This is a genomic window from Anaerocolumna jejuensis DSM 15929 (assembly GCF_900142215.1).
Classification (GTDB): Bacteria; Bacillota; Clostridia; order Lachnospirales; family Lachnospiraceae; genus Anaerocolumna; species Anaerocolumna jejuensis.
In genome coordinates this window covers 39341-58299 of record NZ_FRAC01000018.1, presented here as the reverse complement: position 1 = coordinate 58299, position 18959 = coordinate 39341, and the positions used below count along the sequence as shown (strand labels likewise).

Sequence of the window (18959 nt, the reverse complement as noted above, 5' to 3'; positions counted from 1 at the left end):
TCTGACTTGATACATTCCTGTTATATATTATAGTAAGTGCTGATATTTGTCTATCTTTATTTGATAATTTAGTTACCATATTATTTTGCTTCCATTATATATTGAAATAGCATATAGATAGGCATAAAGAAAAAACTCCCTCCCCTTCGCTAATGAGGGGGAGGGAGTTTTGACATCTATTTAGTGTTCAGCATGGCAAATAGCATCCCGGAAATGAAGGGAATGAGCCAGATACACCAGACCACGATGCTCAGCTTATGGAAGTTTTTTTTCATCTTTTCCTGGCTGCGTACCAGCACAACAGTAGCCCACGCGGCGTGGAAGAGCATGAGGACGATGGCCAGAATGCCTGTGATGCTGTGGAAATTAAAACGAAATCCCCCTGATGACAGAGAGCCCATCAAAGTAGTTCCGGTGGTGTCAAAGATAAAACCCAACCAGAAAACAATGAGGTGCCACCTCTTGAGTACACCTTGCTTTTTCTCTGACCAAACGCCAATAGTGTAGAACAGCAGAGCAAGATTAATTGTTATAACGGCATAAAGTAACATAATCAATTCTCCTTTTCAATTACTAAAACTGAACTGTGTTCATTTTGTTTTCTACGAAAGCCCACTCCAATAGTGGGCGATTCCAATCGAAAATATGACGATGTTCATTTTACTTTAGTAAATCACTTTTCGGATAAGGTCTAGCAGGAAATCACAGGAAGAGTCTTGCTTTAGGAACAACATAATTAAATTATCAAAAACAAAATCAACAAAATCACTTTCTGTAAAACTGCCGGTAAAGACATCTCTGCGAACATCTGCATCCTCCTTAAGAGCTTTCAGCAAGCCGGCCTTCATATGATCAAGATAGTGGTTCATGACCACACGGCCCTCGCCAATTTCATCGGCAGTAAAGCTCATAGCATGTAAAGTAAAGAAGGATGGATATTTTTCGGAGCTATGCTGAATACTGTCGAAAATCCAGCATACACATGCATAAAAATCCTGAGGACGTGAATACTGATTCGCTTGATGAAAGATGTTCTCCCAAATTTTACTGATTGTTGCGGCCAATAAACTTGCCTTTGACGGAAAGTAATTATAGACACAGCCTACAGATATGCCGCCGCGCTTGGCAACTTCCCGTATATTGAGGGCACCAAGACCCTTTTCTGATACCAGTTGTACACTGATATCAAGTAAGGCTTCTTTTGATGTTGCAACATTGTTCATATTGTTTATCCTCCAAAGTGAACTATGTTCATTATACTGTTATTCTCATAAACTGTCAAGATTATATTTTATAGGGCAGACTTTTAAGGGCCTTATTATAAATCGTTGTATTAGGCAGTTGTAAAAAATATGTCTGTAACTTATTGACTTCTGTTTTAGACAATTGTAAAATATAATTATAGGCAGTTGCCTAAAAAGGAGATGAGCTTAATGAACAATATGAAAAAACTACCCGACACGGAATTTGAAATTATGAAGGTGGTATGGGCAAACAAGCCGCCTATCACCACCAACATGGTCATGGAGCAGTTAGGTAATGAACGTGGGTGGAAAGCACCTACCGTGATTTCCCTGATGCTCCGCTTGGTTGAAAAGGGCTTTCTGAGGACGGAAAAAAACGGTAAGGAACGCATCTATTTCCCGTTAGTGGGTAAAGAAGATTATCTGGAATTTGAAACGGGAAATTTCATGAAACAGTACCATGAAAACTCATTTCTCAGCTTGGTCAACACCCTTTACGATGGGAAGAAACTCAATGACAGCGATATTGATGAATTGATGAAGTGGGTAAAAGAACGGAGGTAATAATATGCAGGATTTTTTGATTGTATTAATAGAATGCTCCGTTTCCATGTCATTGCTTGCTCTTGGTTTTATTGTAATGACACCACTGCTATCGAAAAGATATTCCCCAAAAGGGCTTTACTATGCTTGGCTGGTGGTTGTCGCTGGTCTGATCATTCCGTTTCGGTTTCACCTTAACACTGCATTGATCCAGATGAGTACCGATCCGTTCTACATTCAAAATATAATGCCAGAAAATACTTCAGGGGATGCTGAATTTGTTATCCAAGCCGCAGTACATCAAGGAGTTCAGGCAATTCCATGGTATCAATTTGTTGGTTGCCTATGGATTGCAGGAGCTGCTGCTTTCCTTGTTTATCATGGAGTGAGACATTACCGTTTTATCAGGATGGTTACCCGATGGGGTGAACAAGTGAATAACCCTCAGGTGCTTAAGACATTAGAAAAGAGTAAAAATGATATAGGAATAACCAAACAGGTAAAGTTACAGATATGCCCGTGTGTTTCAAGCCCTATGATGATCGGTTTTCTAAACCCTGTTATTTTACTTCCTGGATGCGACTTTTCAGAAGATGGACTGACTTATATTCTTCGACATGAGTTGGTTCACTTTAAACGGAAGGATTTGTGGTACAAAAGCCTTGTGGTTCTGGCAACTGCTATTCACTGGTTTAATCCGGTGGTTTACCTGGCAGCAAAAGTCATTGCGTTTCAGTGTGAAATCTCATGTGATGCGGAAGTCGTAAATGAAACGGACATGGCCGGCAGACAGCGATACAGCGAAACTATCCTAGGAGTGATTAAGAATCAATCAAGAGTGCAAACCGCATTCTCAACCAATTTTTATAGAGGCAGGAAAGGTATGAAAAAAAGAATATTTTCTATTATGGACAATACAAAGAAAAAAGCCGGAGTTGCGATTCTCTGTCTGATACTCATTGGAACAGTAGGGTCCGGGATGGCCTTCGCAGCAAATAAAAATGAGACATCCTACGCGTACTCCACCAATACTCCATTGCCTCTACAGGAGCAGGAAAAACTTATTCAACAGAACAGAGAAACGACTGCAGAGCAGTATGCCATTTATGAAAAGTATGGTCTATCTTACGAACTGAAAACAGACAGTTTCTACTATAACGGTAAATTAGTGCGTTTTTTTTCAGATAAGCTGAATTCAAGTGACACTTACAATTCTTTTACACGCACCAATGGTGTTTTAGACTTAAAAGCTGTCAGGAATGCCAACTATGAATTGACCGGAATTACTTCGGTAAGCCAGGAAGAATATGATAAGCACACAGAATCCATTAAAAGGGCACAAGCAGCAGACACACAAGGTACTATACAGGAAAACGGTTCTGGAAATACTATAGGCGGCTCAACCAGCGCCGTAGAGAATGGAGGGACGGATGATACCGGGAGATAATGTCACTTATATGGATAAAGCAAAATCGCAATATAATGTGGCGTATCCCTTGAGGTGGACAGAATTGCCAACGGATGAATAGAAAAATTGGCTGAAATAGGAAAGGTAGTGTTTATAAATGGGTAAAAAAATATTTGTTTTGATTAGTATTATACTCCTTCTGGTATGTTCAATAGCGAATTCAGCATACGCTGAGAAAAACAATACAGGAAATAATGCAATCATTCCGACATCAAATGAAGCGGTAAAAGATGCGGTATCCGGATATGAGCCGGATGCCGTGACGGATAAACAGTTCGTGACATACCGGATGAATAATAAGCTCCCCAAACAGCTTTCTCAATCTATCATTCGGAAGAGACAAATAATCTTTAAACCAATAGGCAATAACATTTTAAAGGATGTTGAAAAATTCCTCTTTCATGATTTTGATAGAGCAGAGGATTGCCGTATCGCTAAAATAACAGCATCTCTTCCAATAAAAGAGGTAACAGCGGCAGAAGAACCAAAATTTTTAAGTCCTCAGGAAGCGAAGAAAGACGTTAAATTTCTTTTTGATTATTTGAAATATGGTTATGCCGGATACCAATACTGCGGTGGTGACAAAACACTCATTCCAGTCAGGAACAGGATGATTCATGCTCTGCCGTCAATCACTAACGAAAACAATTTAATACCTCTTAATCGATATCGTGGCCTTCTGATTCAATCCCTGAAACCTGTGATAACAGATTGCCATTTTACAATTGATAACACAAACTTTGCTCGGTTTTACTCATACAGATTTTATTATTATAGTGAGAAAATAATCTTTGATAAGGATGAATCCGGGTATTATACATTGCAAGCAGAAACCAAATACTACCTCGATAAAGTTAACGGTGAAATTCCGGACAAGTATATGAAGCAGACTATTGCACCGAACGGGAGGTTTGCCTATGTAATTGGGATATCAAGTAAAAATAAGATTACAGATACTAAAATTCAGATAATAGTAAGCAGAGCCGGTAAAACCTGGCAGAAGATACTAACTTTAAATCCGGCAAAAACTAACTATATTGAGGAAGACGATAAGACGACCGGATATCGTCGGTATAAAGATGATGGCATAACAGTTATAGAGAACCGAAGATTAACGCCTTTCTATCAAAATGATTTAGAACTTAAGAAGCTTGTTTCGGATGCTTCTTCCCTAAAGAAAGAAAAAACGTTTATATTTGATATCAGATATAATGCCGGTGGAAGTGACAATTACGTTACCGGCTGGCTCAGAAATTATATAGGAGAGCCTATTTACGGCTATTCAGCAATAAATGCCACTCTTCGCTCCAATACAGTCTACAGTAGTACAGAGATTAAAGATAAGGAAAGTTATGAAGCTTATTTAAAGGAGGGCGAGCTTCCAGGTTGGTATGACATTGGGTATGGGGAATTTACGCCCACGGCATCTGATAATCTCATATTTGTATTGACTGATCCGTGGGTAGCTTCCTCAGGCGAATCCTATGTATCCTACCTTAGGGAAATCGAAAACACTATTCTTGTAGGATTGAATACGGCAGGTATGAGAACTATCGGAAATGCACGAGGTATTTGCTTGCCTTACAGCAAGACATATCTGTATTGTGGAATCTCGCTTTTTTTACCTTCAGATTTATCTGAATTTGAAGGCAGAGGTTATCAGCCGGATTTATGGGTAGAACCATCTTTATGTAAAGAACGGGTAATTAAGTTTATTAAGTATTATGGGCTGAGCAAATAGGATTCTTTAGGAAGCCCAAGGCATGCGATTACGTTCGTTTTATTAACTCGAAAAATTGCCAAGAGTTTTCGACAAGGCTATTTATATCAGCAGCTTCTAAAAAAAGTAATTTAAGTACTTGACAAACGATTTATTTGTAACTATAATGGTTACAAAAGGAGGCGCTCATGTATTCAACTAAATTATCGGTAAGTATTCATATATTAAGTGTGATTGCGCTGATGGAAGCAGGACCTGTCACATCAGAATACATTGCCTCCAGCATTAATACGAATCCCGCCCTTGTACGGCGCCTGATGAGTCGTTTAAAGAAGGCAAAGCTAATTAAAACGAGTACCAAGCTTGGTGTGACAGGCCTTGCAAGAAAAGCAGAGGAGATTTCACTTCTTGATATCTTTCTTGCAGTGGAAGACCAAAGGGATTTGTTCAGCATTCACGGCAACACCAATCTTAACTGTCCCGTGGGGGCAAAGATAGAAGGTACACTAAAGCACTTATATGACAATATACAAAATGCAACAGAAGAAAAGTTGTCTGCCATTACTCTGGCCGACATTACAAAAGAATTTATTTAATATTAAGGAAAGGAGTTATTATGAAAATTGCAATTATAGGCGCGACTGGCATGGCCGGCACAGCCCTGTACAAAGAAGGCGTGTCACGCGGACACGATGTTACTGCGATAGTCCGGCATAAGGATAAAGCTGTTTCCCTGTTTGGAAACGGTGTAAAGGTAATTGAGAAGGATGTATTTGATTTAACAAAATCCGATCTTGAGGGTTTTGATGTTATTGTAAACGCTTTTGCAACAGCTCCGGCTAAAGCATATCTGCATCTGGATCTGGCTGCAAAGCTTGTAGGTTTATTCCGGGAAACCCAAAGCCCCAGGCTGTTCTTCATTCTCGGTGCAGCCAGCCTGCTGGATGAAAACGGCAAGCTGTTCCTTGACACCTTAAAGACCGTTCCTGAAGCCGCATCCTGGATTTCCATTCCCACGGAAGCCTACAAGACCCTTAATTTTTTACGCAGCATTGAAAATGTTAACTGGGTGGGAGTATCCCCTTCGGCTGAATTTGTTGCCGGAGAAGCTACGGTTCCTGTTTTGGGAAAGGATCACCTGCTAAGCTCCTCCAATGGCAAATCCATTGTAACAAGTGGAACCATGGCGGTAGCAATTTTGAATGAAATAGAAAATCCCCAGTTTATCGGTACAAGATTTACCGTATGTAATCAGTAATTAAAAATTTTATCTAAATGGAGGTGCATTTTTATGAGTAAGACAATTGGAATTATTACAGGCAGTTTAAGAAAGAACTCTTTTTCCGGTAGCATTGCAGAGTATGTTAAAGACCACGCGCCGGAAGGCTATGTGTTTAAAACCATCGATATCGGAGGACTTCCTCTTTACAACCAGGATTACGATGGCGAAGACCTTAAAGAATACACAGCATTCCGCAGTGAAGTAAAAGCTTTGGACGGTGTGCTATTCATCACCCCGGAGCATAACCGCTCCATTCCGGCGGCGCTGAAAAACGCACTTGATATAGGCTCAAGGCCTTATGGTCAAAATGTTTGGAGCGGCAAACCGGGTGCTGTGATTAGCCAGTCTCCCGGAGGAATTGGCGGTTTTGGTGCAAATCATCATTTACGTCAGGTGCTGGCTTTTCTCAATGTTTTGACCCTTGCTCAGCCCGAAGCGTATATTGGCGCTTACCACACATTGATTGATGAAAACGTCGCATTAAGCAACGAAGCTACCAAAGAATTTTTGAATGGATTTTTAGCTGCTTTTGCCGCATGGACTGAAAAGATTTCCTAAATTACACAGGAGGGAAACAGCATGGATTTAAGCTGTTTTCCTCCTGGTTTTTGAGCGGAAAATCAGGAATGCGGGTAAAGTCTATTCCCCTCTTAAGCTTTCAAAAGTACCATAAATATCAACTGTGCCATACCCCCATTCACGATTAGGGTAGGTCAGGGCAGGGTTGCGCTTAACACCCCGTATTAAATATTTTTTAATCTGATAAGTATCCATAGAGCGGTCATTGCCTCTTACAATTCCCCATTCAAGCAGCAAAGCAGAAATACCTGTCATAAGTGCGGCTGCAAGACTGGTACCGGAAGCCAATCCATGCTGACCGCCAGGCAGAGGCGTATAGATATTTACACCAGGTGCCGCTAAATCAGGATTAATTTGTTCATACCGTGTATAGCCCCGGCTGGCTTCCAAAAACAGGGCTTGGTTGATTGGGTTATATGCTGTGGCTGTAATAGCAGACAGGTTGTTTCCGGGATCCGTTATTGTTGTAAATTGATTGGGTGATACAAAAACTGTTTTATCTGAGATAAATCCCCGAACGGGAAGCCATAAATGAAAGCCGGAGGTTATTTTTGAACCATAGACTCTGATTTTCCATATACCTGGAGCAGGGTTTCGGAAGCGGATCAGAATTAATTCATCACCTGTCTGGGCTTCCACAATGACATAATCTACATAGATAATAGTTTCATCAAAAAGAAATCTTATACTTCTGAATTCACCGATTCGCGCAGGAATGCGTGGGATATATTCTCCGGAAGGAGAAATAATATCAATGGAATAGGTGCCGGGGGTATTTCCCCATAATTCTATGGAAAAGTTATTTTCATTTTCGCCCACCTCTAATTCTACTAAAGTATAAGCAGCAGCTTCATCAATTTTTCCAAAAAAATGGTGCATGGCATTGCCTTCATTACCGACTGCAATAATAATAGCGGCTCCAACCTGAGTTGAATAATCAGCGATAATGTCATTCAAAGGTCCCAATCCTTCGTGACTCCCCTGATTCGTGCCTAGTCCGATGCAGATAGCAATAGGGCGGTTTAATTTCTTCGCCATATTCACTAAATAGGCAATTCCAAACATGATGTCATTTTCGGCGTAGCATGCTACGTTATCAGGGACACCAAAATATGTTCTTCCGTTTGATTTTGCAGGTTTTAATTTAACAATTAAATATTCTGATAATTGTGCTGCTCCGTAAAAGTCCGCTGTTACATCTGTAAAGCCTCCTGCAAGTCCGGCTAGGGTAGTTCCATGTCCGATTTCGTCTATGCTTGGAACGATACTTAAAGGTTCTTCACTTTGAATAGCAGCATTAATCTGCTCTTTTGTATATTCCGTACCATAATAAAAAATATCGGGTGAAGCCTGCATATTTACAATTGTCTGATCCCATATGGAAACAATTCTGGTAGTCTTATCAGCGTTCTGAAACATTGGGTTGAGATAATCAATTCCAGTATCAACAAAACCTAAGAGAACGCCACTGCCTTTGAGAGATAGGGGACTGCTTTGAAGCCTTATTACCCCCATTTCTTCAAGACTTACAAGATCCAGGAGAGCAAAAAGCTTTGGTATTACGGAATAAGCAATGGAGCCGATTAGTTTTTCCGGTATTCTTGAGAGCGGAACATATACGGTTGCGTATTTATTGTTAATGAAATTAATGGTTGCGCCTGCATATCGGGCATATTCCTGAGAGCTGACAGCGTATTCAACTATACCATCCACATAATCCTCACTGATTATTCTTGTTCTCTCTTCTTCATTCATCCTTAAACAACTTTCAGATTAATTAGGTTAGTTCATCATATGAAAATAAATGGGAATTGATTTCCTGAAATGTTACTTTATAAATATATTGACTCGGATTTCTTAGAGCTGAGATAAATATTCAAGTTCAAAGCGAACTTATTGCATATTAAAATATAGTATAATTCGCTAAATTGTGAGTTTATACATATAAATCGTAAGTTGTCATTTGCTTAAACCGAGGGCGCTGATGCCACCCTTAACAAACTTTGCAATATATTCTATTTCATCATTTTGGGCGTCATTTAAATTATGTTTTTTTTGTAATCCTATAATGCCATTCATTACGAAAACTAATAATGTGCTTAAATTGTGATATTGGTCCATAGTAATATTTTGATGTTTTAGAACATTTTGTATAGCATTATCTAGTTTTTCTACGAATCGCTGACTGCTTGGACTTGATAAAGTAAGCCGGATACTTGGGTAAATTTTCATTGCACTATACATATTTTGTATAAAAGTTTCCGGTTCTTCGAAAAGAAGACTGCAATCATCGAGATGTTCTGTGATAGATTCAATAGTTTCTTGCTCCAGCCTGTCAATTAAATCATATATTGTGTCATAATGTGCATAAAAGGTTGTCTTGTTTATCTCTGCTATTTCTGACAATTCCCGAACTGTAATTTTTTCAATAGGCTTTTCTTGTATAAGTTGATATAATGCAGCACGAATTGCTTTTTCGGTTTTTTTCACTCTTAAATCCATGTTATTCCTCCTTTATATCAAAGGTGATTTACACAACACTTTTTAAATATAAGTTGATTAAGCTACTGTTTGATTAATAATTGCTGATTGAAGCTATTGATAGTATAGGGTATTATATCATTAAATCGAAAATATACAACAATTTTTGGATAACTAACATAAGTTGGGTATTTATTGTGAGCAGAAAAGAAAGGGGTGATGAAATGGAAAAATATCTAAACGGCAGAATAAAGTCAATAAATGAAAATAATCAAAGAAGAATTGAAACCTTATTTGATGCTGTTATTGCCATTGCCATGACAATGATGGCATTAGAAATAGTTATACCACAAGTTCAGCATTTTGATTTTGGGGTTCTTTGCACCTTATTCAGCGAAATTACAGTATATCTAATCAGTTATATCGTCTTAGCCAGTATTTGGATAATACATACAATGTTATATTCCTCCTATTCATCACTTGGTGGACCTGAAGATATATTAATAAATATTATTATTATGTTTGTTGTAACAATTTTTCCAATATTGACTAAATTAATGGCGGAATATAATAACAGCGCCTTACTAAGATGCATTTACATCAGCACTTATTTCTTCATAGAGATTATTATGTGTTTCATGTTGGTCTTAACAAAAAGGAAAAATATGAACGAAAAAAAAGTACAGATAGAAAACGTTAAATTGATTATGGAAATGATACCTGCCACGCATAAACAGGATGATTCAAAATTTGAGGAAATTAAAAGTAGATTGAATCTTGCAGAAAAATATCTCTATGATAAAGAAATATCAGAAAATCTCTTTCAGGAATTGATGCTGTCATTACCCCAAACGGTTCAAGATATGTATTACGAAAAACAAAATCGGAATAATATTGATTTTCATAAATCAATTTGTTTTTTGTCGATTGGATTTGCGACAGTTGCTGCATCAGTAGCAGTTTTGATGATAAATCCGTTCCTCTGTTACTTTGTTTTTCTAATTGGCGGAATTGCTTGTTTATTAAGTAATACCTTCGTACGTATCTATCATGAAAAAAAGAAAGGTGGAAACAATAATGGGACTAAAATTTGCTGAATTCGAATTGGACAATATTCAAAAAATACAAATCAACTGCAGAATCTTTAAAATCCGGGTAGTCAGCTGCCAAAGCGGTAAGCTTGAATTAAGCTGGATTGATACATCTACAAGGAGTTTAACGGCAGAACAACGGAACAATGAACTAATCATTACGGACAATGCTGCTGTTGCTTTATATGGAACATTGCGTTTGATTGATTTGAAAAGAGACGCACAGCTGCTGATTAAAGTGCCGGAAAATTATCAGGGAATAATTACACTACAAAGCAACGAAGAAAAAATACATTTGACCGATGTTAAGACAAATGGAAATATAGGGGTTGCTTCCAACACCGGTGAAATTATTTTGGAAAACGTGGAAACCAAGGTGATTGATATTCGAGGAAATCATGGAAAAATAAATTGTCTTGCAATCAAAGCCACAGAAAAAATTGATATTTCATCTCAAAATGGAAGCATTGACTGTTGCATTAATGACCGAGAAGAAAATTATACAATCTATTGCAAGACCCAAAACAGAAGATGTAATTTTCCAGAGTGCAAAGGAGACGGTGACAAGAAATTATGTATAACTTCAAAGCTGGGAAACATATCAGTTAAATTTCAAGGAGGAAATTTAGCAAGAAATACATCGAATAGATATAATAGACGGAATTCATTTAAAGATTGGTAAGTAGTAGATTGCCCTGAGAATTATCGCTCTCAGATTGACTTTCCATATCCTTAAAAGTATAATATAGTAAATTAAAGTGTTATACTTATCGACTTGAAATTAGGACTATTTATATACTATAACGACATACAGCCTTGCATTATCGTAACAGAAAATGCAAGGTAATTTTCTGCTTTGCATGTTAGAGTTAGTTTGAGAGGAGGGATATATTGAGTTGGCTTGAAAAAATGAATAATGTTATAGACTATATTGAAAAAAATCTTGATAATGATATTAACTTGAATAAAATAGCAGAAATCTCATGCTATTCTATAACAACTTTTCAAAGGATGTTCTCAATTATTTGTGATATGTCCCTGTCTGAGTATATTAGGCACAGACGACTCACACTCGCTGCGTTTGAGCTTCAGAACAGCAATATAAAAATAGTTGACCTTGCTGCAAAATATAATTATGAATCGCCGGAAGCGTTTACCCGAGCCTTTAATTCTCTACATGGCGTTTCACCATCAGCAGCACGGCAAACCGGAACTTCATTAAAAGCTTATCCGCGTATCTCTTTTCATCTAACATTAAAAGGAGATGCTCCAATGAATTACAGAATTGAGCAAAAAGACAGCTTCGCCATTTATGGAATTGAGCGTATTATTAGCACAGAAAACGGGAGTAATTGGAAAGAGGTGCCGAACTTTTGGATGGAAATTGTATCCAACGGTCTACTTGACAAATTGATGCAATCAACAAATTTACCTGTTCCTGACGAAGGACTTAACCTTATCAATGCGATTGACTGTTATCGCACAACCAATAATGATACCATTCCTTATATGATATTCGCTTTCAAAACAGAAAGAAGTAGTGCCGAAGGTTATACTGAGGTTGATATACCATCTGCAACCTGGGCAATATTCAAGAGTGAGCTTCACACTGTAGAAGAAACAAGCAATGCTCTTACAGGCCTTATTAAACGTATCTATACGGATTGGCTCCCCACAGCTAATTATACCAAAGTAGAAAATTATGAGTTGGAATTAACTTATAAGTGTAAGGATAAATATTACAGTGAAATTTGGATACGGGTCATGCCAAATAAGGAGGAAATCTAGTGGTTACGGTAAGATTAGAAAATAAACCGGCATTTGATGTAACCGGCATAAAAACATGGATTTCTAAAGTAGAGGATTTCCATAATTTTTGGAGCAAATGCCATGAAGATGGTACGATATCAGCTTTAAAATCACTCGGCAGTCAAAACCTTGGAGAGCTCACCAAAAGTCTTATTTTTGGTGTATCCAGAGTTGAAAATGACCCTAATAACAGAGATTTTTATTTTTATATTGCCACAGAATATGCAGGAAATGACAATAAAAATTTCGAAACATTTACAATACCTGCATCAATATGGGCAATTTTCGAAAGTAAAGGCGACGTCAGTCAAGCTTTGTTTGAGGCTGAAATGTACGCCTTTAAAGAATGGCTGCCATCATCAGGTTATATACACGCAAAAGCACCTGAATTAGAAGTTTACCCGGTGCGTGACAGTGAGATTGTTGAGTTTTGGCTGCCAGTAATAAAGTAGATTTAAGCAATTTTGTGCGCAGGGATTTGTTCGAATCCCGCCGCGTACTTCGATTTAAATAATTGGGAAGTCTTATTTTATAGGACTTCCCAATTTTTTATTTCTGCAAAGTAAATAGTTGCACAGTTAAGGTGCAAATGTTTATTCGAAATTGAAAAGACTGTTCGATATAATGTAGTTAAATAAAAAAAGGAGGAACTGAGAAATGAAAAACTTAAGAGTACTTTTGGTATGTGGTTCAGGCGCTTCCAGCGGATTTATGGCAGCTAATATTAGAAAGGCTGCGAAAGAAAAAGGAATAGGGATGGATGTACAGGCAAGAAGTGATTCTGAAATTGATAACTATATAGAGGATGTTGACCTAATAATGGTCGGCCCGCATCTTGAGTATGTTATGGATGATCTTGAGGAATATACTCATGAGTATGGGCATTGATGAGCTATCAGTAGCACCACCATTTGTATGGCAACTTCCAATGCGGGTGTGTTTTATCATAATCAATTTTAATTCTGGATAAAAGAAAAGAGCGACCGAAGCCGCTCTTACAGTAATTAAGTTTTTTGTAGTTCTTCTTTTATTTGAGGAATTGATAATCCATCCTCCTTTAGTTTTTTTATCAAAAGAATTCTCTCCAAAGTATCAGCTCTTCTATATCGTCTTGTCAGGTTCTCCTCTGCCTGTTCAAAATGAAGCATACCTTCCTCTGTGTAAAATTTCAAGGTACTGTATCGAACACCCGTTAAACGAACCAATTCCCCAATTGTAATATATTCGGCATTTTCTATTACTTCCATGGATCTTTGCCTTGACAATTAGCTCACCCCGCCGCCGGATGTGCTGAGTATAACAATCCATGTATCAATATAATCCACCATCTTCTTGATTAAAACGCCAGCTTCGCTCTGATTGATTTCCTTTAAACGGTCATTTAGCTTTTGTATCTCATATTTTGAAAAATACTTTTTTATTAACCCGCTTTTGTTTAACAACGCGCTTAAGACAATCACTTCATCAGAAACATTGCCTTCTTCTAAGAATTCCGCCCGCAGTTTTTCCACAACTTTTGTTACTTCACTTTCATTTGGTAAAAAGCGTACTTTGTTTTTGAATAATCCTTGATTACTTTCTTCAGCAACATGCCCATCCTCAACAATGGAGCAGCCAACTGATTGGAACAATTCATCTGGCCGTTTAAAATCAAAAGCGAATTTTTCGGCGATTGTTTCGATTTTCATCGGTTTATTTTTCTTGATTAATTCGTATATAGGTGCCAAATACATTTTATCAGATGACAATTCCTTATTGACAAACACTTTTTTATTGTCAATGGAAATATATCCGTCCATCAGTAATTCCAGAAGACCACCAGCCAGAAGACAGGTTGAACTTTCGGTTGAGTGCGTTAATGTTGTACTGCCCTGTGGTTTCAGAGCACATAGAAAAAACTCTTGCGTAAAGGATAGATTTTTCATTGTGTTTTCTCCTCGTATTTAAAATTTGAAAGTTACTTACTACTTACTACTTATGATTTAAGTATAGCATATGTTGATCTTTTGTCAATATAGTTTTAAAGGTCTCCCAAAAAGCCACAGAATATGGAGGCAGGGGACTCCAGGCAAAGTTTGAGGTGTTGACAGTGCCTATGACACCAGCCTGCTTTACCAAGCGCAGGAAGAAACAAAATTTACAAATTTTAGTTTTTGTGGTAAAATAAATGGGAGGAATTTATTGGAAGTATGCTTTCGTAATATAAGGCGAACTTCTAATCAGGAAGAAACGGTTAGTGTCTTCACAGAATATGAAAGGTGATTAGGTTATGAAAAAAGTTACTGTTTTATTTAGCTTGTTATTTGTTTTAACTTTATTTGTTAGTTGTTCTACAGAAAATAACGGTGTTGATTCTTCTGCATCAAGTCAAGAGCAAGACGATATATCGCCTGCAGCAGATGAAAGCATAAAAGAGGATGTAGTAGACTTGCCCGCACATTTATATCAAACAACAGAAATGCGAACGTCGTCATTGCTGCGACACGATTTTGATATAGACGAACCAACAAGTCTTGAAATAAACGTATCCACAAGCTCAGGAAAACTAAGTATAGGGGTTAAAAATCGTGATACTGATACTTATGTACTTGATCTTACAGAATGTACAAAAGGGGAATATAATCAAGTTGTTTCCTTAAAAGAAACAGGACAGTATAGTATAGTTCTTAAGATATCAAACCATACGGGGAGTTATGAAGTTGCAGGCACACCTATAGAGTAAGAAAACCGCCTTTCCCCAAGGTCCGGAGAATGATACCTGACTATATGGCGAGCAGCTCGCTGATGGACAAGTATGCTTTGCTGAGGCTCTAGCCTGTTACACAGTTATTTTGTTTGATGGGATAAAAAATAAGTAAGTGGAGGTGAAAAAGATGTGTAAAGTTTAATAAGTATAATCAGCATTGTCGGCTTCTTGGTTACAGAATTTTACTTACTCGAATAATTCATTATAGGTGAGACGTAAAAGAACTATGGAAGGCATTGAAATGCCAATGGGCTGTAACAAAATAATAAGGAGGGTTTATATGTTGTCAAAAGTTAAGTCAATTCTATGTTTTTTATTAGCTTTCGTTTTTATATTTACGACCTTCATTCCCTGCTCAAGTTCGGAAGCACAGGCAGCATCTGCAATAACATCTGATTTCACACAATTAAACGCTACACAACTTGTTTCTGAAATGGGTGCAGGCTGGAATTTAGGAAATCAACTGGAAGCCGCTACAGACGGCACACCCAGTGAAACAGCCTGGGGGAATCCCACAATTACACCAGCTCTCATTCAAAAAGTAAAAGCAGCCGGTTTTCACTCAATCCGCATTCCTGTTTCCTATTTAAGTAAAATCGGGAGCGGGCCGAATTACACCATTGATGCGGCATGGCTTGCCAGAGTCAAAGAAGTTGTCGATTATGCATATAACCAGGGTATGTATGTAATTATCAACATGCATGGGGACGGCTATCATACAATTACGGGCGGATGGCTTCTGTGCGATTCCAGCGACCAGACAGCGATTAAAGCAAAATACCAGAAAGTATGGCAGCAGATTGCCAATACATTTGCAAATTACGATGAGCATTTGATCTTTGAATCAATGAATGAAGAATTTGATGGTACTTATGGGACTCCTAACACTACATACTATTCAAACCTGAATGCCTATAATCAGATTTTTGTTGATACGGTCAGGCAAACCGGCGGGAACAACAGCGCAAGATGGCTGCTGGTTCCGGGCTGGAATACAAACATTGATTACACGGCAGGTAATTATGGTTTTGTAATACCTTCGGATACCTACAGGTCCTCTACAATTCCAAGTGCGGAAAAGAGAATAATGATATCAGCCCACTATTACTCACCCTGGGATTTCTGCGGAGATACTTCCAGCCAGGTAACCCAATGGGGAGCAACAGCCACGAACGCTTCCAGAGTATCAACCTGGGGCCAGGAAGACTATATGGAATCGCAAATCAAGTTAATGAACGATAAGTTTGTTAAACAAGGATATCCTGTGGTTATTGGGGAATGTGGGGCGATAGATAAAACCGGTGCGGATTCAACCAATACTGTTTACCGCCGGGCTTTTGCAAAAGCATTAAGCGCATATTGCAAGAATTATGGCGCCGTACCTGTTATCTGGGATAATGGATATAATGGCTCGAATGGTTTTGGACTGTTTGACAGATCTGCCCTGACCGTAACACAACAGGGAATCATAAATGCTATACTGGAAGGCTTGAACACGGTTATTCCACCCGATTCCACAATTTCTCCAACGGAAACCACTTTTGACAAAAGTACTTCCGGACAGGCAGATATAGCCGTAACCATGACACTGAAAGGCAATACGCTGGGAGCAATTAAAAATGGAACAGCAGCATTGAAAGCAGGGACTGATTATACGGTGTCAGGTTCAACCGCAACTATTTTAAAGAGTTACCTGGCAAAGCAACCCATCGGTTTAATGACTCTTACTTTTAACTTCAGTGCAGGTAAGGATGCTGTTATGACTGCGAATATAATTGATTCCTCGGACCAGTCAGGTAGCCTTAAGATTCAGGAATTTAATGGAAGCACCGCCGCTGCCGTCAATGCACTTAATCCCAAACTGAAGCTGGTAAATACAGGTACTGCACCAATCCAACTGTCAAAAGTAAAAATACGCTATTATTATACGATTGATAGTGAAAAGGAGCAGAGCTTTACCTGTGATTGGTCTACAGTCGGTGCCAGCAATATTACCGGTTCATTTGTAAAAATGCCCGCAGTCAAAACAGGCGCAGATCATTATCTGGAAATCAGTTTTAGCAGCGGAGCAGGCAGTCTTGCAGCAGGCCAGAGTATAGAAATTCAGACCAGAATAAACAAAACAGATTGGAGTAATTATACACAGACAGGAGACTATTCCTTCAATTCGGCATCAACCACTTATATTGACTGGACTAAAATCACGGCTTACCAATCCGGTAATCTGATGTGGGGGATAGAGCCGTAATATTCAAATACAGCTTAATAATAACTTTAAAAACGCCACAACTGTGACGGGTTAAGACAATAGACAAAGTCCACGGAAACGATTCAGGAATCCGGGGACTTTGTCTATTTTTAGTATTAAAATATATGCCCTTACTTTGGACAACATCTTTATGAGTATTGAACTGAAATATTCACCTAATAAGTATCTTCTTTAATTTGTATATTCCCAAACAAAGTGACACTCATTGCATCCATCTGCAATACGTCTATTTATACCACCGCGATGAAAGGTAATTTCTTCAGGCAAATAAGAATTAAATACTGCGTTATCTACTTGACAGATTAATTTTGTCGCTTCAGGAATTTGTAAAGAAGTTGTTAGTTCATGATAAAGGCATTTAGTTATTTTTATTTCAAATTTATTTTCGTCCTTACAAACTACTTCTAAGTCATTCCATTTAGTTGTTCCTGTTTTATTAATTTGTAGTTCTTGTTTAATAAAATTTTCAAAAGTTCTTGGCTTGTTGACAGAATCAAATAAAATGCTTTGTTTTGCGAGTCCTCCTGTAAGTAATGCTATTCGCATTATTTCAAATGCTTTTTTTTCGCCTAGCTTATTTTTTAAATTTATGTACACCCATAATGGCATTGATATAAATTTTATTAAGTCAGGTGGAAATTTTTTATCAATAGTACTTTGAAAGGTTGGAAGAGATGATTTACACTCTTGTAAAAAACATTCTGGTGAAGTAATTTCATCCTGCAGAAGTTCTAATAGTATAGGTGTCGTAATTTTTGTGAAATCAAATTCATTTTTCAATTTTATACCTCCATAAAATCAAATATTTTTTAGCAACTAAAACATTTTGCTTATTTAAGGCCTTCATTAATTAGAAGGCCATGAATTGATTAATTCATCTAGAAAGTTATTTATTGTATTTATTTCTTCAAGAGACAGTTTGTTAATATATTCCTCCATATTACTATATTGCTCTTTATGATAATTGCTATGTGCAATGTTAGCAATTTCTCCTTGACTAGTCAGTTTATAATAAACATCTTTTTTATTATCATTTGTACGATACTGTTCTAATAACCCTTTTTTAATAAGTTTATTTGCTACTTGATTAATAGCTCCATTTGTAATTCCCATAATAGCAGCGAGTTCACTGGCATTAACATTTTTATGAGTGCTAGTGGCTTCTATCATATGGATTTCAGACGTGTAGAGTATATGGTCAGTTCCATAATTATTTGGCTTTTTATTATTTTGATTAATTTTATTAGAAAGACATATAATTTTTTCTAAAATTTTATTATAAATCATTTTCATCACCAAGTAAATTATATAGCAGCTAAATAATATTGTCAATATTTTTTTTAGCTACTATATAATAATTTAACTATGTCTTGCCATATCTGACAAAGCTTTCTACAAGCAGTGTGAATTTTATTATATTTAATAAATTTAACCATAACCCAGAATAAAGTAAAGCGAAAGTCAATAATTCATATTGTATAGTTTGTGAGAATGCTAAACTAAACTTCTAGATATCGCTTTTCCAGAATTCAAAAAAAGACCCAACCTTAATCATTCAGTCGTAATCTTGCCATGTTTCTTCTCAAATTCATCAACATGTTTTTTCATAAGGACTTCTATTTCACGATTAGCAGACCGGTCATTATAATCCGCTACAAAACGAAATTTTTTAAGTAATTCAGCGTCAGTTCTTAATGTGAATTTTGATAAATCAGACCGCATATGTC

General features: G+C 37.4%; 22 protein-coding genes. 13 read left to right on the top strand and 9 right to left on the bottom strand.

Annotation, left to right across the window (positions count from 1 at the left end):
- Positions 1–176: 176 nt before the first annotated feature.
- Both BUB77_RS17335 and BUB77_RS17330 read right to left on the bottom strand, forming a co-directional pair.
- On the bottom strand, positions 177–551 hold the full coding sequence (locus BUB77_RS17335; RefSeq protein ID WP_073278111.1) for an HsmA family protein: 375 nt from the start codon (positions 549–551) through the stop codon (positions 177–179).
- A gap of 114 nt (positions 552–665) precedes the next feature.
- Complete coding sequence (locus BUB77_RS17330) at positions 666–1223, bottom strand: TetR/AcrR family transcriptional regulator (protein WP_073278110.1); 558 nt, start codon at positions 1221–1223, stop codon at positions 666–668.
- A gap of 210 nt (positions 1224–1433) precedes the next feature.
- On the opposite strand from BUB77_RS17330, the gene BUB77_RS17325 reads away from it, so the two are divergent.
- The 6 genes from BUB77_RS17325 to BUB77_RS17300 all read left to right on the top strand — a co-directional run bounded on the left by BUB77_RS17325 (position 1434) and on the right by BUB77_RS17300 (position 6815).
- Complete coding sequence (locus BUB77_RS17325; RefSeq protein WP_073278109.1) at positions 1434–1808, top strand: BlaI/MecI/CopY family transcriptional regulator; 375 nt, start codon at positions 1434–1436, stop codon at positions 1806–1808.
- A gap of 16 nt (positions 1809–1824) precedes the next feature.
- Positions 1825–3234 (top strand): M56 family metallopeptidase, encoded by a 1410-nt coding sequence (locus BUB77_RS17320; RefSeq protein ID WP_207650845.1) that lies wholly within the window; start codon positions 1825–1827, stop codon positions 3232–3234.
- 118 nt (positions 3235–3352) lie between these two features.
- Positions 3353–4996, top strand: coding sequence for a S41 family peptidase (locus BUB77_RS29985; RefSeq protein WP_073278107.1), 1644 nt, complete (start codon positions 3353–3355; stop codon positions 4994–4996).
- 167 nt (positions 4997–5163) lie between these two features.
- A complete protein-coding gene (locus tag BUB77_RS17310) occupies positions 5164–5571 on the top strand; it encodes an Rrf2 family transcriptional regulator (protein ID WP_073278106.1) in 408 nt (135 codons plus the stop codon).
- 20 nt (positions 5572–5591) lie between these two features.
- On the top strand, positions 5592–6233 hold the full coding sequence (locus BUB77_RS17305) for an NAD(P)-dependent oxidoreductase (protein WP_073278105.1): 642 nt from the start codon (positions 5592–5594) through the stop codon (positions 6231–6233).
- A gap of 33 nt (positions 6234–6266) precedes the next feature.
- Complete coding sequence (locus BUB77_RS17300; RefSeq protein ID WP_073278104.1) at positions 6267–6815, top strand: NADPH-dependent FMN reductase; 549 nt, start codon at positions 6267–6269, stop codon at positions 6813–6815.
- Positions 6816–6896: 81 nt separating this feature from the next.
- Here the strand turns inward: BUB77_RS17300 and BUB77_RS17295 are convergent, their stop codons facing one another.
- Both BUB77_RS17295 and BUB77_RS17290 read right to left on the bottom strand, forming a co-directional pair.
- A complete protein-coding gene (locus tag BUB77_RS17295) occupies positions 6897–8591 on the bottom strand; it encodes a S8 family peptidase (RefSeq protein WP_073278103.1) in 1695 nt (564 codons plus the stop codon).
- Between the two features lie 204 nt (positions 8592–8795).
- Positions 8796–9338, bottom strand: coding sequence for a TetR/AcrR family transcriptional regulator (locus tag BUB77_RS17290; RefSeq protein WP_073278102.1), 543 nt, complete (start codon positions 9336–9338; stop codon positions 8796–8798).
- Between the two features lie 176 nt (positions 9339–9514).
- Between BUB77_RS17290 and BUB77_RS17285 the strand changes: the two genes are divergently transcribed.
- From BUB77_RS17285 to BUB77_RS17265, 5 genes are all read left to right on the top strand, one after another.
- A complete protein-coding gene (locus tag BUB77_RS17285) occupies positions 9515–10414 on the top strand; it encodes a TMEM175 family protein (protein WP_139241218.1) in 900 nt (299 codons plus the stop codon).
- The gene (locus tag BUB77_RS17280; protein WP_073278100.1) at positions 10395–11090 is read left to right on the top strand and encodes a DUF4097 family beta strand repeat-containing protein; all 696 of its coding nucleotides are present in this window, start codon (positions 10395–10397) and stop codon (positions 11088–11090) included. Before BUB77_RS17285 ends, BUB77_RS17280 begins: the two co-directional genes overlap by 20 nt.
- A 209-nt stretch (positions 11091–11299) precedes the next feature.
- On the top strand, positions 11300–12196 hold the full coding sequence (locus tag BUB77_RS17275; protein ID WP_073278099.1) for an AraC family transcriptional regulator: 897 nt from the start codon (positions 11300–11302) through the stop codon (positions 12194–12196).
- Positions 12196–12669 (top strand): GyrI-like domain-containing protein, encoded by a 474-nt coding sequence (locus BUB77_RS17270; protein ID WP_073278098.1) that lies wholly within the window; start codon positions 12196–12198, stop codon positions 12667–12669. Before BUB77_RS17275 ends, BUB77_RS17270 begins: the two co-directional genes overlap by 1 nt.
- Positions 12670–12874: 205 nt before the next feature.
- Positions 12875–13105, top strand: a complete 231-nt coding sequence (locus tag BUB77_RS17265; RefSeq protein WP_084124371.1) for a PTS sugar transporter subunit IIB — start codon at positions 12875–12877, stop codon at positions 13103–13105.
- A 116-nt stretch (positions 13106–13221) separates the two neighbouring features.
- Here the strand turns inward: BUB77_RS17265 and BUB77_RS17260 are convergent, their stop codons facing one another.
- Positions 13222–13464: a helix-turn-helix domain-containing protein gene (locus BUB77_RS17260; RefSeq protein WP_073278097.1), complete on the bottom strand. Its 243-nt coding sequence runs from the start codon at positions 13462–13464 to the stop codon at positions 13222–13224.
- Positions 13465–13482: 18 nt separating this feature from the next.
- Positions 13483–14142: a GPP34 family phosphoprotein gene (locus BUB77_RS17255; protein WP_073278096.1), complete on the bottom strand. Its 660-nt coding sequence runs from the start codon at positions 14140–14142 to the stop codon at positions 13483–13485.
- Positions 14143–14486: 344 nt separating this feature from the next.
- Here BUB77_RS17255 and BUB77_RS17250 point away from each other — a divergent pair, with 344 nt between their 5' ends.
- Entirely contained in the window at positions 14487–14939 is a 453-nt protein-coding gene (locus BUB77_RS17250) for a hypothetical protein (RefSeq protein WP_073278095.1), read from the top strand.
- 304 nt (positions 14940–15243) lie between these two features.
- Entirely contained in the window at positions 15244–17211 is a 1968-nt protein-coding gene (locus BUB77_RS29175) for a cellulase family glycosylhydrolase (RefSeq protein ID WP_139241217.1), read from the top strand.
- 192 nt (positions 17212–17403) lie between these two features.
- On the opposite strand, the gene BUB77_RS17230 is transcribed toward BUB77_RS29175, so the two are convergent.
- From BUB77_RS17230 to BUB77_RS29170, 3 genes are all read right to left on the bottom strand, one after another.
- Entirely contained in the window at positions 17404–18012 is a 609-nt protein-coding gene (locus BUB77_RS17230; RefSeq protein ID WP_073278094.1) for an L-2-amino-thiazoline-4-carboxylic acid hydrolase, read from the bottom strand.
- Positions 18013–18078: 66 nt separating this feature from the next.
- Entirely contained in the window at positions 18079–18519 is a 441-nt protein-coding gene (locus BUB77_RS17225; RefSeq protein WP_073278093.1) for a MarR family transcriptional regulator, read from the bottom strand.
- A 264-nt stretch (positions 18520–18783) separates the two neighbouring features.
- Positions 18784–18954, bottom strand: a complete 171-nt coding sequence (locus tag BUB77_RS29170) for an Arc family DNA-binding protein (RefSeq protein ID WP_084124369.1) — start codon at positions 18952–18954, stop codon at positions 18784–18786.
- Between the last annotated feature and the right edge of the window lie 5 nt (positions 18955–18959).

What these genes read in the sequence shown, in the direction of transcription:
- BUB77_RS17330 (WP_073278110.1), bottom strand. Translation starts at nt 1,223, where the DNA reads ATGAACAATGTTGCAACATCAAAAGAAGCCTTACTTGATATCAGTGTA.
- BUB77_RS17255 (WP_073278096.1), bottom strand. Translation starts at nt 14,142, where the DNA reads ATGAAAAATCTATCCTTTACGCAAGAGTTTTTTCTATGTGCTCTGAAA.
- BUB77_RS17290 (WP_073278102.1), bottom strand. Translation starts at nt 9,338, where the DNA reads ATGGATTTAAGAGTGAAAAAAACCGAAAAAGCAATTCGTGCTGCATTA.
- BUB77_RS17250 (WP_073278095.1), top strand. Translation starts at nt 14,487, where the DNA reads ATGAAAAAAGTTACTGTTTTATTTAGCTTGTTATTTGTTTTAACTTTA.
- BUB77_RS17295 (WP_073278103.1), bottom strand. Translation starts at nt 8,591, where the DNA reads ATGAATGAAGAAGAGAGAACAAGAATAATCAGTGAGGATTATGTGGAT.
- BUB77_RS17225 (WP_073278093.1), bottom strand. Translation starts at nt 18,519, where the DNA reads ATGATTTATAATAAAATTTTAGAAAAAATTATATGTCTTTCTAATAAA.
- BUB77_RS29170 (WP_084124369.1), bottom strand. Translation starts at nt 18,954, where the DNA reads ATGCGGTCTGATTTATCAAAATTCACATTAAGAACTGACGCTGAATTA.
- BUB77_RS17310 (WP_073278106.1), top strand. Translation starts at nt 5,164, where the DNA reads ATGTATTCAACTAAATTATCGGTAAGTATTCATATATTAAGTGTGATT.
- BUB77_RS17335 (WP_073278111.1), bottom strand. Translation starts at nt 551, where the DNA reads ATGTTACTTTATGCCGTTATAACAATTAATCTTGCTCTGCTGTTCTAC.
- BUB77_RS17305 (WP_073278105.1), top strand. Translation starts at nt 5,592, where the DNA reads ATGAAAATTGCAATTATAGGCGCGACTGGCATGGCCGGCACAGCCCTG.
- BUB77_RS17280 (WP_073278100.1), top strand. Translation starts at nt 10,395, where the DNA reads ATGGGACTAAAATTTGCTGAATTCGAATTGGACAATATTCAAAAAATA.
- BUB77_RS17300 (WP_073278104.1), top strand. Translation starts at nt 6,267, where the DNA reads ATGAGTAAGACAATTGGAATTATTACAGGCAGTTTAAGAAAGAACTCT.
- BUB77_RS17325 (WP_073278109.1), top strand. Translation starts at nt 1,434, where the DNA reads ATGAACAATATGAAAAAACTACCCGACACGGAATTTGAAATTATGAAG.
- BUB77_RS29175 (WP_139241217.1), top strand. Translation starts at nt 15,244, where the DNA reads ATGTTGTCAAAAGTTAAGTCAATTCTATGTTTTTTATTAGCTTTCGTT.
- BUB77_RS17265 (WP_084124371.1), top strand. Translation starts at nt 12,875, where the DNA reads ATGAAAAACTTAAGAGTACTTTTGGTATGTGGTTCAGGCGCTTCCAGC.
- BUB77_RS29985 (WP_073278107.1), top strand. Translation starts at nt 3,353, where the DNA reads ATGGGTAAAAAAATATTTGTTTTGATTAGTATTATACTCCTTCTGGTA.
- BUB77_RS17260 (WP_073278097.1), bottom strand. Translation starts at nt 13,464, where the DNA reads ATGGAAGTAATAGAAAATGCCGAATATATTACAATTGGGGAATTGGTT.